Consider the following 12801-nt stretch of genomic DNA (forward strand, 5'->3'; position numbering starts at 1 on the left):
TCTTAGTTCTGTGCTGTTTCAGTAGCGGGAACGTAATCCAATAATAATCGTTGGTTTGGATTTAAGTATTTTTTAGCCACTGTTCGAATCTCCTCTCGGGTAATAGAATGGTAAATATCAATCTCATTATTTATTAAATGAATGTCACCATAAAGCAAATAATACTTGGCTAGATTTTCGGCAACACCTTCTACATTAGAATTGTTATTTACATTTTGATTCTCAAATTGATTCAATAGTTTTTGATAGTCTTTGTCAGTAATTAATTCAGTTTGTATTTTTAGGATTTCTTCATCTATTTCTCTTAATAAATCTTCAGATGAATTAGTGCCCATTGGTAGACCATATAAAATGTACATTCCATAATCTTCTTCGCTAAGATTAACGGCTCCAATTTGTAAGGCGATTTTCTTTTGGTCAACAATTTTCTTGTACAATTTTGAACTTTTACCATCGCTTAAATAAGCAGAAATGAAATCCAAAACAACTGCGTCTCTAGTTTTCATTGAAGGCGTTCTATATGCGGCAACAATCATTGGGATCTTGATATTTGGATCTTGATAAGTTGCTTTAATAGTTTGTGTAATGGGTTCTTCGGTAAAAACTTGTTTTTGTATTTCTTCTCCTCTTTTGATAGTTCCAAAGTATTTTTGAATCCATTCTTTAGTAATTGCATTTTCAAAATCTCCTGCAACAACCAGTACAGCATTATTAGGGGTGTAGAACTTTTTATTAAAAGCTTGAAAATCTTCCAATGTAGCGGTATCTAAATGTTCCATGGAGCCAATGGTGGACCATCTGTACGGATGGTTAATAAACAGGTGCTCTTTTACTACGTTTATGATTTTTCCATAAGGGCGATTGTCATAACGGGATGCTTTTTCTTCTTTTATAACACCGTTTTGAGTATCAACACCAATTTGGTTGATTATAGGATGCATTAATCTTTCGGATTCCATCCAAAGAGCCAATTCCAAATTATTGGAAGGGAAGACTTCGTAATAATAGGTTCGGTCGTCAGAAGTGTTGGCATTATTAGTACCTCCATTTGAAGCTACAATTTTAAACCATTCTCCGCGTTTTATATTGGCAGTTCCTTCAAATAATAAGTGTTCAAAAAAATGGGCAAAACCTGTTTTTTCAGGATTTTCGTCTTTTGAGCCTACATGGTACATTACGGAGGTGATAACTACCGGTGCTGTAGGGTCGTGATGCAAAATAACATGCATTCCGTTATCAAGATCATATTCTTCAAAAGCTATTTTTTGGGCAGTTGCTACTCCACCAAGCATAAGGGCAGAACTTAATACCATTATTGATTTTTTCATAAAGATTAATAAAAATGTATTTACAATAAGTTATTGAAAGTGGATTATTGTTACTCCAAAAATACCTTTTTTTTAAGGATGAAAGTGCAATAGTTTTTAATTAATACGTAAACTAATGATATTTAGGGCTTCTAAAGTCTTGAAAATGGGGAGAAAAGCAATGAAAACATTTTTTCCTTTAAGTGATTGCATGGTAAAAAATAAATTGTATATTTGCAACCTTAAAAATCAATAAATCAATTCGGTATGTATGCAATCGTAGAGATAGCAGGGCAACAATTTAAAGTAAGCAAAGACTTAAAGGTTTATGTTCATCGTTTGACTAATGAAGAAGGTTCAAAAGTTTCTTTTGACAAAGTTCTTTTATTAGATGACAATGGATCTATCACTTTAGGCGCCCCAGCTATAGAAGGTGCTTCAGTAGAAGCTAAAGTGTTACAACACTTAAAAGGAGATAAAGTAATCGTTTTCAAAAAGAAAAGAAGAAAAGGATACAAAAAGAGAAACGGTCATAGACAATATCTTACTCAAATTGTAATTGAAGGTATTACTGCAGCAGGTGCTAAAAAAGCAGCTCCTAAGAAAGCAGCGGTTGAAGCAACTACTGAAGAGGCAGCTCCAAAAGTAAAAAAAGCTCCAAAAGCGAAAAAAGAAGATACTAAAGAATAATAACAATATTAAACTAATACGTCATGGCTCACAAGAAAGGTGTCGGTAGTTCCAAGAATGGTAGAGAATCAGAATCAAAACGTTTAGGCGTTAAGATTTTTGGAGGACAAGCTGCTATTGCAGGGAACATCATCGTAAGACAAAGAGGTTCTAAGCACAATCCAGGTGAAAATGTTTACATCAGTAAAGATCACACACTACATGCTAGAGTACCTGGGATTGTAAAGTTCCAAAAGAAAAGAGACAACAAATCATACGTTTCTATACTTCCATTTGAAGTTGAAGCATAATTGATTTTCTCAATTTATTAAAAACCCGTTTCGAAAGAAGCGGGTTTTTTTGTGGATAATTCCCAGTCCTTTACTAAAGGAGAGGGTGGCTGAACGGGAAATGGATTTTTTTGATTGTAAAAATTGTTTGTGTCAAAACGTTGCGTAATTGCAGAGCCTCACTGCAGCTCTACGTGAAAATCTGTGCAGGAAGGGATTCCCTAGCTCGTGGGAACTGCGAAAGGGATAGTAGCGGTATCCTTTTATTTCGTCTCGAAACTTCGGGAAGAAATAAAAGATATAGTGAATAGCCCGACCCGAAGTTTTTACGTAGGGTCTCGCCCAAAAACAAAAAACCCTCGCATTCAGACTGAATTTAGTTCAGTTTCTTGCAAGGGTTTCTATAAATCTAAAATTATAATCAGCAATCGCTAATTTACAATCATTTAGTATCTGTAATATTCTGGTTTGAATGGTCCGTCAACTGGAACACCAATGTAAGCCGCTTGATCGTCACGTAGCGTTTCCAATTCAACTCCTAATTTAGCCAAGTGAAGCATTGCTACTTTCTCGTCTAAGTGTTTTGGTAACATGTAAACATCATTATCATAAGATGCACTGTTTTTCCATAATTCGATTTGAGCTAGAGTTTGGTTTGTAAATGAGTTACTCATTACAAAACTTGGGTGACCTGTAGCACAACCTAAGTTTACTAAACGACCTTCAGCCAAAAGGATGATATCTTTACCGTTAATAGTATATTTGTCAACCTGTGGTTTGATTTCAACTTTAGATGCTCCATGGTTTGTGTTTAACCAAGCAACTGCAATTTCGTTATCAAAGTGTCCAATGTTACAAACGATTGTTTTATCTTTCATTTGCTCAAAGTGAGAACCAAGAACGATATCTTTATTTCCAGTTGTTGTGATGATGATATCAGCATTTCCAACAACAGTGTTTAATTTCTTCACTTCAAAACCGTCCATTGCAGCTTGCAAAGCACAAATTGGATCGATTTCAGTAACTGTAACAATAGATCCAGCACCTCTAAAAGAAGCAGCAGTACCTTTTCCTACGTCACCATATCCACAAACGATTACTCTTTTACCAGCAAGCATAATATCAGTTGCACGACGAACTGCATCAACTGCACTTTCTTTACAACCGTATTTGTTGTCAAATTTCGATTTAGTAACCGAGTCATTAACATTGATAGCAGGCATTGGTAAAGTTCCTGCTTTTACTCTTTCGTAAAGTCTGTGAACTCCAGTTGTAGTTTCTTCAGACAATCCTTTGATTCCAGCAACTAATTCTGGGTAACGGTCAATAACCATGTTAGTCAAATCTCCACCGTCATCAAGAATCATGTTCAATGGTTTTCTATCTTCACCAAAGAATAATGTTTGCTCAATACACCAGTCAAAATCTTCTTCGTTCAAACCTTTCCAAGCGTATACTTGAATTCCTGCAGCAGCGATAGCAGCAGCAGCTTGATCTTGAGTTGAGAAAATGTTACAAGAAGACCAAGTCACTTCAGCACCAAGAGCAATCAAAGTCTCTATTAAAACTGCAGTTTGAATCGTCATGTGTAAACATCCAGCAATACGAGAACCAGCAAGAGGTTGTTCGTCTTTGTATTCAGCGCGAAGTGCCATTAAACCTGGCATTTCAGCTTCAGCTAGTTCAATTTCTTTTCTTCCCCAGGCTGCTAGAGAGATGTCTTTTACTTTGAAAGCCACAAAAGGCATAGTTGTAGTACTCATTTATAGTATATTTGTATTGTAATTTTTTGCAAATTTACGTAATAACTTATGATTTAAAAAGGATTCACTTATATTTATGAATTGTTTAATAGTGTAATCTTTTAAAAATCAGTAAAATAATAATTTAAAGACTGTTTAGCTTCATTTTCAGGAGCTAATCCCGCTGTTCACTATATCTTTTTATCTTGAACTTGTTTTGGTAAACTAAAACAATTTTCAAGATAAAAAGGATGCCGTTGCCATCGGGGCTAAAAATCACGATATAGAATCATGCCTTTATACAAGACCATAAACTTCTCCCCAAGCGTTGGGATAAATACTAAAATTCTGGTTTGGAAAATCACCGAATCTTTTGATGAACTCCATGGGGAAGTTGTGTTAAACATGAAAAACCGTATCCGACTTGATAATATGAAATCCGACTTGCATCAACGGGGTTTTTTAAGCGTTCGTAAACTCTTGCAAGAGGCAGGTTATAATGATTTAGACTTGTATTACGATGAGTTTGGGAAGCCACATCTTATAGATGGTAAATACATTTCTATTACACATTCCCACCATTTTTCAGCTATTATTCTGAGTGATGAAACCGTAGGCATCGATATTGAGCTACAAAGAGAAAAAATCATTCGCATCGCTGATAAATTTGCTGATGAAGAGTTCAACTATTTAGATATAAAAAATCACGAAGAATACATAAAAAAACTTACTGTGATTTGGGGAGCCAAAGAAGCTATTTTTAAAATTAGAAATGAAAAGGGAATTAGTTTCAAGGATCATATTAAAGTCAAAGCCTTCCGTTTAGATGATAAAGAATTAAGAGCAGAACTTCACTTTGATAAGTTAGTGAAAGATTTTAAAATATTTCACGAAGAAATAGAAGACTTTGGGCTTGTGTATGCTTTTGAGAAAAAGTAATATGTGTTGCAAAACGGTATAAATGAACTACACTTTAGTTCGGCTTTCGAACATATTCATATAAAGAAAAGTACTCATTTTTCGGGCTCTTCTTTTTAGAATATCCACATTCTCTCCTAAAAATAACTCGTCTAAGGTTTCAAACCATAAATTCAGCCAAATGCCAAATTCGTGTGATGATATTTGGTTAGTAAATAACTTGTCGATTGTATTGTGAGCCAGTATTGGGTTTCCGCTGTACTTTTTGACCGCAAATAAATTGGTTTCCCAAAAATCGGTCAGTTTTGTTACATGTTCTTCCCAGTTAAGTATGGTGTCATTAAAATAAAAACCTATTTCACTATCAGCTCTTATTTTCTTGTAAAAAGTGGTGACTAAAAGTGAAATGTCAGCTCGGTTATCAATAGTCTTTTTCATTATTAAAGATTATTTAATACAATCAATAAAGTGCTTAGAATAGTACTTGCAATAATTAGATTAAAAATTAGTTTGTGTTTCATTTGTGCTAAAATAGAAGTGTTCACTAGCATGCAAATTAGTACAATAATACTAAGTTGAATCATCTGTCCAAAAGAAGTTCCATTTGCTAATATCATCATAGCTGCAGCTCCACCGAGACAGCTTTGTCCTAATATGGCTAAAGTTGAAAAACCAATAAAATTTTTGTCGAAATTCTCTAATGTATTTTTATAAAGTGTCATAGTGTAAAAATTTAATATGACAAAGTTAGAGGTATGGGACTCGTGGTATTTATGATTCAAATCATAAAGGACAACTTAACGATAGACCTTTCGATTAATGATTTTTAAGAGCCCTTTTTTTTCTAAAGATTTGATAGCTCGAATAACCGTTTCTACACGAAGTCCTGTTAAATCACCAATTTGTTGCCTAGTAAAATTGATTAGATATCCATGTTGGGATTTTTTTAAATTAAAATTAGCAATCGCATAATCAATGAGTGTTAAGACTCTATGTTCGGGTTCTTCAGAAGATATTTCAGCTGCCATTACTGATTTATAGTACAATCGCTGTGCTAAGTTTTCAATTATTGTTATGCTTATTGCAGGATTATTAGCGAGCAATTCTAAAAAGCATTCTTTAATGATGCAAATCAATTCGGTATTTTCTAAGGCAACTGCACTAGCTGGATAAACTCGATTTAGGAATAAAGGAGGTTCTCCAAAACATTGATTTTCATAAAAAAAACCTTGAATAAATTCGCGCCCATCGTCATTATAATTATTCATTTTCACTTCGCCAGAAAGAATTTGATAATAATGCGTGGGTAATTTTCCTTCTTCAAATATAGTGGAGGCTTTGTCGTATCGTTTTTTTACGGCACCATATTTTTCAAGTAATTCAATAGCAATCATTTTTTTGTTGGTTTTTGATTGAGAACATTTAAACAAATATAAATGTTTCAAAAATAGTTCTTGTGCTTAATAAAAAACTTTTACTTTTACGTTCCAATGCAAAAAAAAACACAAAACACATATCAAGAAATAGTAAAAAGTAAGGCAGATAAAAAAAAACTATTGGCCATTTTGTTGGATCCAGATAAAATTGTCTGGAGAGATTTGGATAATTTGATTTTGAAAATTAATCAATCTCCTGCTTCACATGTTTTCATTGGTGGGAGTTTGGTAGAATCGAATCGAATCGATGAATTAATTATTCGATTAAAGCAGAACGTTAATTTACCAATCGTTCTTTTTCCAGGCAATCCGTCTCAAATTTCAAATGAAGCCGATGCGATATTGTTTCTCTCCTTATTGTCAGGAAGAAATCCAGATTATTTAATAGGCCATCAGGTTATAGCAGCTCCAATTTTAAAACAAAGTGATCTCGAAATTATTTCGACAGGTTATATATTGATCGAAAGCGGAAATGAAACTGCCGTAGCCAGAGTTAGTAAAACAAATCCTGTAGCGAGAAGCAACGGTGATTTAGTGCTTGCAACTGCCCAAGCGGGCGAAATGCTGGGTAATAAGCTCATTTATTTAGAAGCGGGTAGTGGAGCGCAGCAAGCAGTTCCATTTGAAATGATTGCATTAGTTGCTCAAAATTTAGAAATTCCTTTAATTGTTGGGGGTGGAATTGTAGATTTACAAGGAATTCAAAAAGCATATGCTGCAGGGGCTGATTTGGTAGTTATTGGGACTGCTTTTGAAAAAGATTTTAATTTTTTTAATCACTTTAATCAATGATAGATTTTTTTTTAAATGCTTACAAAGATGTAAGTATGATGCATATTGTATTAGAGTTTATAGCTTTCGTTTTTGGGATATTAAGCGTTTGGTTTGCTAGACAAGAAAATATTTTAGTATATCCTACTGGATTGATAGCCACAATAATTTCAGTATATTTACTTTTTATAGCTGGTTATCTTGGTGACATGATGATTAACGGTTATTTTACAATTATGAGTATTTATGGTTGGTATAAGTGGACTAGAAAGACAAAAGATAGCGACTCATTGCCAATAACGAGAACAAATGGTAAAGAAAAATTAATTGGTATTTTGTTGTTTTTTGTGACAATTTTCGTAGTTTTCGGGATATATAAATTATTTGATTATAAAATTCATAATGATAATTATATAGACATCATTGCCTCTGGTGTTTTCTTTACAGGGATGTGGTATATGGCCAATAAAAAAATCGAAAATTGGACGCTTTGGATTATTGGTGATATAATTGTAACACCGTTGTACGCTTATAGAGGGTTAGGGATGTTGTCTTTACAATATTTAATATTTACAATTTTAGCTGTTTCAGCTTATTTAGAATGGAGGAAAATCTTAAACAAAAGCAGTCTGCAATTATAAAAATTGCTATGTTTGGCCCTGAAAGTACAGGGAAAACAACTTTAGCAAAGCAACTTGCGGAATACTATAAGACACTGTGGGTTCCAGAGTTTGCGCGTGATTATTTACAAGAAAAATGGGATAAGCAGCAACTTGCTTGTGATGTTAATGATATGCTACCCATTGCGTATGGCCAAACTAAATTAGAAAATGATGCTCTTGCTCATGCAAATGATTATTTGTTTTGTGATACCAACTTAATGGTGACAAAAGTTTTTTCTGAAGTTTACTATAATTTTTGCGACCCTTCGCTAGATAAAGCTGCGCTTAAACATGAATACGACTTGTTTTTTCTTACTGATATCGATGTGCCGTGGGAAAAAGATGATTTGAGGGACAAGCCAGAAGGTAGAAAATCTGTTTTTGAGGTTTTTAAAAGGGCATTGATAGAAAATAAAAAACCATTTATAACACTGTCTGGAGATAAAAATCTTCGATTAAATACTGCAATTTCTATTATTGATGATTTAGCTAAGGCTAAAGAAATGGGTTTGAGCTCCCGTGATTTTGTACAGATTTATGAATATGGGATTCCATTAGAGAATATTCGAAAACAGTTGTCGATATTTAAAAATGGTGTTAAAAAAACGGTGTTATTAGAGCCTGCAACCCTATACAATGGAATCTTAAAGCTATCCGAAATTGAATTTAAAGAGAAAGCCGCTTATTTTGATTCAAATAAGGCGGAATTAAAGTTAGAGAAATTTGTTCCAGCATCTGGCGCTGCTAGTAGAATGTTTAAGTTTTTGATTACTTTTTTGAATGAATTTGATGTTGAAAACGAAAGTATTAAGGCTTATGTAAATAGAAAAAAGAATAGTAAGCTACCTGTTTTTGTGGTAGGGTTGGAAAGACTCGCTTTTTATGAAGAGATAAATAAAAAATTAAAAGAAGAATTTATAAGTTTTGACTCTCTTCATCGCAATTTAAAAAATTACTATTTTATAAAATTAATGTTATCGGAGGATTATTTTGATTTTTCTAATAAACCAAAAGGAGTACTTCCATTTCATAAATATGAAACACATAGCGCAACAGCAATAGAAGAACATTTGTATGAATGTGCTAATTACTCAAGTTCAAACGGGGTTTCAAATTTACATTTTACTGTTTCTGAAACTCATTTAGAGCAATTTGAAGATATAATAAAAGAGGTTAAACCTATAGTAGAGAAAAAAACGGAGACTTCAATAAGCGTGAATTTTTCTTTTCAAAATAAAAGCACTGATACAATTGCAGTGGGTTTAAACAATAAACCTTTTCGAAATGAAAATGGCAGATTAGTGTTTAGACCTGGTGGTCATGGGGCATTAATTAAAAATTTAAATGAATTAGATGCTGATATTGTTTTTATAAAAAATATTGATAATGTAACTCAAATTAATCACGATAAAATTTCATTGTATAAGAAAGCGTTAGCAGGAATTTTGATTGATTTACAACAAAAAATATTTTTATATCTCAATGCAATTGATACTAATGCATTTGATCAAGAATTATTAGAGGAGACAATGACATTTTTGAAAGAAAAATTAAACATGTCATTTTCTTCAGATTTTCAAAGTCTTACATTTGAAAATAGTGTTAAAGAAATAAAGATTATTTTAAATAGACCTATTCGTATTTGCGGTATGGTTAAAAATGAAGGTGAGCCAGGAGGTGGTCCTTTTTGGACGAAAGAGAATGATGGAAATGTATCACTTCAAATTGTAGAATCATCGGAGGTAGATTTATCAGTTAAAGGCCAACTGAAAATTATGGAAAACGCTTCTCATTTTAACCCTGTAGATTTGGTTTGTAGTTTAAAAAACTACAAAAATGAAAAGTTTGATTTAATGAATTTTGTAGATCATGATCGTGGATTTATTGTTGAAAAAAGTATTTCAGGGAAAGATATAAAAGCATACGAATTGCCAGGATTGTGGAATGGAGCAATGGCTAATTGGTTAACGGTTTTTGTACAGGTACCTTTAATTACCTTTAATCCAGTTAAAACAGTGAATGATTTATTAAATCTAGCGCATCAACCTCAATAGTTTTATAGCATTAAGCAAGCATAATGGAAATTCAAAAAATCATATCGGAATTACAGTACAAAGCCGTCCGTAGTAGTGGTGCCGGTGGACAAAATGTAAACAAGGTTTCTTCTAAGATAGTGTTGACTTTTGATCTAAAAAATTCTAATGCTTTGTCTGATGAGGAAAAAGCAGTGCTTGAAATGAGTCTTTCCACAAGATTAACTGATGATTTAATTTTGATACTCAACTGTGATGAAGACAGAAGTCAATTAAGAAATAAGGAAATTGTCACTAAACGATTTTTGGAATTAATTAGAAAGGGACTAATTGTACAAAAACCGAGAAAAGAGACAAAAGTTCCAAAATCAGCCATTAGAAAAAGGATTAAGAATAAAAAGAATATCTCTCAAATAAAGCAAAATAGGAAAAAACCAGATATAGAGTAGCTAGGTTTTATGGTGGTTTTTAACTTGTTTGCATTCGTCTGTTTTTCTTAATTAAATTGTAATTTCTTGTTTGATTTTTATTTTTTTTAAGATTACATTTGCACCGTCTCAAAGGGGTGCTCTAAATAACGAGCTGAGATTATACCCAACGAACCTAGACGAGTAATGTTGTCAAGGGAAAAAATGATAAATCAATAGTGTGTACGCTATCTGATAGTCATAGGAAACAATCATTTATTAATTTAACAAAAGAATAATTCCCCCTTTTATTCGTAATCTTATTTACGGATGAATACTATTATTGATTACAAAGTCGCAAAGTTGCAAAGCTGCAAAGCTGCAAAACAACAAAAATTGACAATCTCAACGTCAATTCTTTTTTCTCTTTTTTCTTTTATCTCTTTTTCACAAGTTAAAGACACTACCAAAGTAAACCAACTCGATGAGGTACTGGTTTCAGCGGTTCGGGTTACTACAAAAACGCCGGTTAGTTTTAGTAATTTAGATAAAAAAGACATCAAGTTTAGAAATCTAGGTCAAGATATTCCTATTTTGATGAACTATCTACCTTCGGTTATTACAACATCAGATGCTGGAAATGGAGTAGGTTACACAGGAATTCGGGTACGAGGTAGTGATGCTACCCGTGTGAATGTAACTATTAATGGAATCCCTTATAATGACTCTGAAAGTCACGGAACGTATTGGGTAAATATGCCCGACTTTGCTTCTTCAGTAGAAAGCTTGCAATTGCAACGTGGTGTAGGAACATCAACAAATGGAGCAGGAGCTTTTGGAGCTAGTTTAAATATGTTGACTGATGCCTACTCTAAAGAGAGTAATGGGGAGATTTCTAATTCTTTTGGAAGTTTCAATACTAGAAAACATACAGTTAAATTCAGTACGGGATTAATGAACAATCATTTTGAATTGGCAGGACGATTGTCTGCTTTAAAATCAGATGGTTATATTGATCGCGCTAGTTCCGACTTAAAATCGTATTTCTTACAAGGAACTTATGTAGGTAAAACAACCTTGATTAAAGCGTTGGCCTTTGGGGGAAAGGAAAAAACCTATCAATCTTGGAATGGTATTGATGCGGAAACATTGATCAGTGACAGGACATTTAATTCAGCTGGAATATTTACAGATGAATCTGGAAATACACGATTTTATGATAATGAAACGGATAATTACCAGCAAGATCATTACCAATTGCATTGGAACGAAAAAGTATCTGATAACTGGAATACAAACCTAGCTTTTCATTATACCAAAGGGAAGGGGTATTATGAAAATTACAAGGAAGATGCTGATATGGCTGATTATGGTTTACAGCCTGTTGGGACAGTGACTACTACCGACCTTGTCCGTCAAAAATGGTTAGACAATGATTTCTATGGAACTACATTCTCTGCTAATTATAAAAGTGAAAAGTTAGATGTAATACTTGGAGGAGGATACAATAAATACGAAGGAAGTCATTTTGGAAAAGTAATTTGGGCACGTTTTGCTTCAACAACCGAATTGGGAGACCATTATTATGATGATTATGCCACCAAAACTGATGGAAATGTTTTTGCAAAAGCCAATTATCAAATTGCAGAGAAGTTTAGTTTATATGGAGATTTGCAATTGAGAAATGTACGTTACAAAGCAGATAGCCCTGAAACAGGAGTAGTAAATGACAACTTTAATTTCTTTAATCCAAAAGCAGGATTGAATTTTGAGATTAACGACAACAATCAACTGTATGCTTCATATGCAAGAGCGAATCGTGAACCAAATAGAACCGATTATGAAAACGGAAGTCCAAGACCTGAAAAGTTAAATGACTTTGAATTGGGATTGCGTCATAGTACTGCAAAAGTAAAATTAAACGCAAATGTCTATTATATGGCCTACAAAGATCAGTTGATCTTAACGGGACAATTAGATGATGTAGGAAGTCCAATTCGCAAAAATAGCGGGGATAGTTATCGCTTAGGTGTAGAGGTTGATGCTACAATAGCAGTATTGGATAATTTAATCATTCGACCAAACTTTACCCTAAGTAGTAATAAAAATAAAGATTTTCATTTTGAAAGAGACGGAGTCTTAACTGCTTTAGGAAATACTAATATTGCCTATTCACCAGATTTTATTGCGGGGAACATAATCACTTTTATGCCAATTACTAATTTTCAAGTTTCGTTTTTATCAAAAATGGTTGGTCAGCAATACATGGGAAATATAGATTCAGAAGAATCTAAATTGAAGTCTTATTTTGTAAACGACTTGAATGTTTCATATGAGTTTACACCGAAGTCAGTATTCAAATCAATTTTAGTAACAGGATTAGTTAATAATATTTTTGATTATAAATATGTGTCCAACGGTTATTTCTATACGTACGATGATAACTGGAGCGATCCAAATCAAATTAAAACGATAGAAGGAGCAGGGTACTATCCACAAGCTGGAATTAACTTCCTTGTAGGATTAACATTGAAGTTTTAGATAAACATAGTGAAACGTATAAAAA

At 33.2% G+C, this 12801-nt stretch carries 13 protein-coding genes; 8 read left to right on the plus strand and 5 right to left on the minus strand.

From position 1 onward, the window contains the following. Positions 1–2: 2 nt before the first annotated feature. Complete coding sequence (locus AB3G39_RS04065; protein ID WP_369766086.1) at positions 3–1328, minus strand: M16 family metallopeptidase; 1326 nt, start codon at positions 1326–1328, stop codon at positions 3–5. Between the two features lie 246 nt (positions 1329–1574). Here AB3G39_RS04065 and rplU point away from each other — a divergent pair, with 246 nt between their 5' ends. Together rplU and rpmA are read left to right on the plus strand one after the other, a co-directional pair. Continuing rightward, positions 1575–1997: a 50S ribosomal protein L21 gene (rplU, locus tag AB3G39_RS04070; protein WP_367755512.1), complete on the plus strand. Its 423-nt coding sequence runs from the start codon at positions 1575–1577 to the stop codon at positions 1995–1997. A gap of 23 nt (positions 1998–2020) precedes the next feature. Beyond that, positions 2021–2287, plus strand: a complete 267-nt coding sequence (rpmA, locus tag AB3G39_RS04075) for a 50S ribosomal protein L27 (protein ID WP_007137428.1) — start codon at positions 2021–2023, stop codon at positions 2285–2287. 425 nt (positions 2288–2712) lie between these two features. Here the strand turns inward: rpmA and ahcY are convergent, their stop codons facing one another. Then, on the minus strand, positions 2713–4029 hold the full coding sequence (gene ahcY / locus AB3G39_RS04080; RefSeq protein ID WP_369766087.1) for an adenosylhomocysteinase: 1317 nt from the start codon (positions 4027–4029) through the stop codon (positions 2713–2715). A gap of 270 nt (positions 4030–4299) precedes the next feature. On the opposite strand from ahcY, the gene AB3G39_RS04085 reads away from it, so the two are divergent. After that, positions 4300–4947: a 4'-phosphopantetheinyl transferase superfamily protein gene (locus AB3G39_RS04085; protein ID WP_369752636.1), complete on the plus strand. Its 648-nt coding sequence runs from the start codon at positions 4300–4302 to the stop codon at positions 4945–4947. A gap of 27 nt (positions 4948–4974) precedes the next feature. On the opposite strand, the gene AB3G39_RS04090 is transcribed toward AB3G39_RS04085, so the two are convergent. The 3 genes from AB3G39_RS04090 to AB3G39_RS04100 form a co-directional block, all read right to left on the minus strand. Beyond that, a complete protein-coding gene (locus AB3G39_RS04090) occupies positions 4975–5364 on the minus strand; it encodes a group III truncated hemoglobin (protein WP_367772266.1) in 390 nt (129 codons plus the stop codon). Between the two features lie 2 nt (positions 5365–5366). Continuing rightward, positions 5367–5648 (minus strand): hypothetical protein, encoded by a 282-nt coding sequence (locus AB3G39_RS04095; protein WP_367772264.1) that lies wholly within the window; start codon positions 5646–5648, stop codon positions 5367–5369. A gap of 75 nt (positions 5649–5723) precedes the next feature. Continuing rightward, positions 5724–6320 (minus strand): Crp/Fnr family transcriptional regulator, encoded by a 597-nt coding sequence (locus AB3G39_RS04100; RefSeq protein ID WP_369769706.1) that lies wholly within the window; start codon positions 6318–6320, stop codon positions 5724–5726. Positions 6321–6416: 96 nt separating this feature from the next. On the opposite strand from AB3G39_RS04100, the gene AB3G39_RS04105 reads away from it, so the two are divergent. The 5 genes from AB3G39_RS04105 (at position 6417) to AB3G39_RS04125 (ending at position 12776) form a co-directional block, all read left to right on the plus strand. Beyond that, the gene (locus AB3G39_RS04105; RefSeq protein ID WP_369766088.1) at positions 6417–7154 is read left to right on the plus strand and encodes a geranylgeranylglyceryl/heptaprenylglyceryl phosphate synthase; all 738 of its coding nucleotides are present in this window, start codon (positions 6417–6419) and stop codon (positions 7152–7154) included. Next, positions 7151–7774, plus strand: a complete 624-nt coding sequence (gene pnuC / locus AB3G39_RS04110; RefSeq protein WP_369752633.1) for a nicotinamide riboside transporter PnuC — start codon at positions 7151–7153, stop codon at positions 7772–7774. The genes AB3G39_RS04105 and pnuC overlap by 4 nt, the downstream gene beginning before the upstream one ends. Then, positions 7735–9849, plus strand: coding sequence for a DUF4301 family protein (locus AB3G39_RS04115; RefSeq protein WP_369766089.1), 2115 nt, complete (start codon positions 7735–7737; stop codon positions 9847–9849). Before pnuC ends, AB3G39_RS04115 begins: the two co-directional genes overlap by 40 nt. Positions 9850–9872: 23 nt before the next feature. Beyond that, a complete protein-coding gene (gene arfB, locus AB3G39_RS04120) occupies positions 9873–10277 on the plus strand; it encodes an alternative ribosome rescue aminoacyl-tRNA hydrolase ArfB (RefSeq protein ID WP_369766090.1) in 405 nt (134 codons plus the stop codon). Between the two features lie 288 nt (positions 10278–10565). Continuing rightward, a complete protein-coding gene (locus tag AB3G39_RS04125) occupies positions 10566–12776 on the plus strand; it encodes a TonB-dependent receptor (RefSeq protein ID WP_369766091.1) in 2211 nt (736 codons plus the stop codon). The last annotated feature ends 25 nt before the right edge of the window (positions 12777–12801 follow it).

Origin of the sequence: Flavobacterium sp. WC2416 (assembly GCF_041200095.1) — a bacterium.
In the GTDB taxonomy this organism is placed as follows: domain Bacteria; phylum Bacteroidota; class Bacteroidia; order Flavobacteriales; family Flavobacteriaceae; genus Flavobacterium.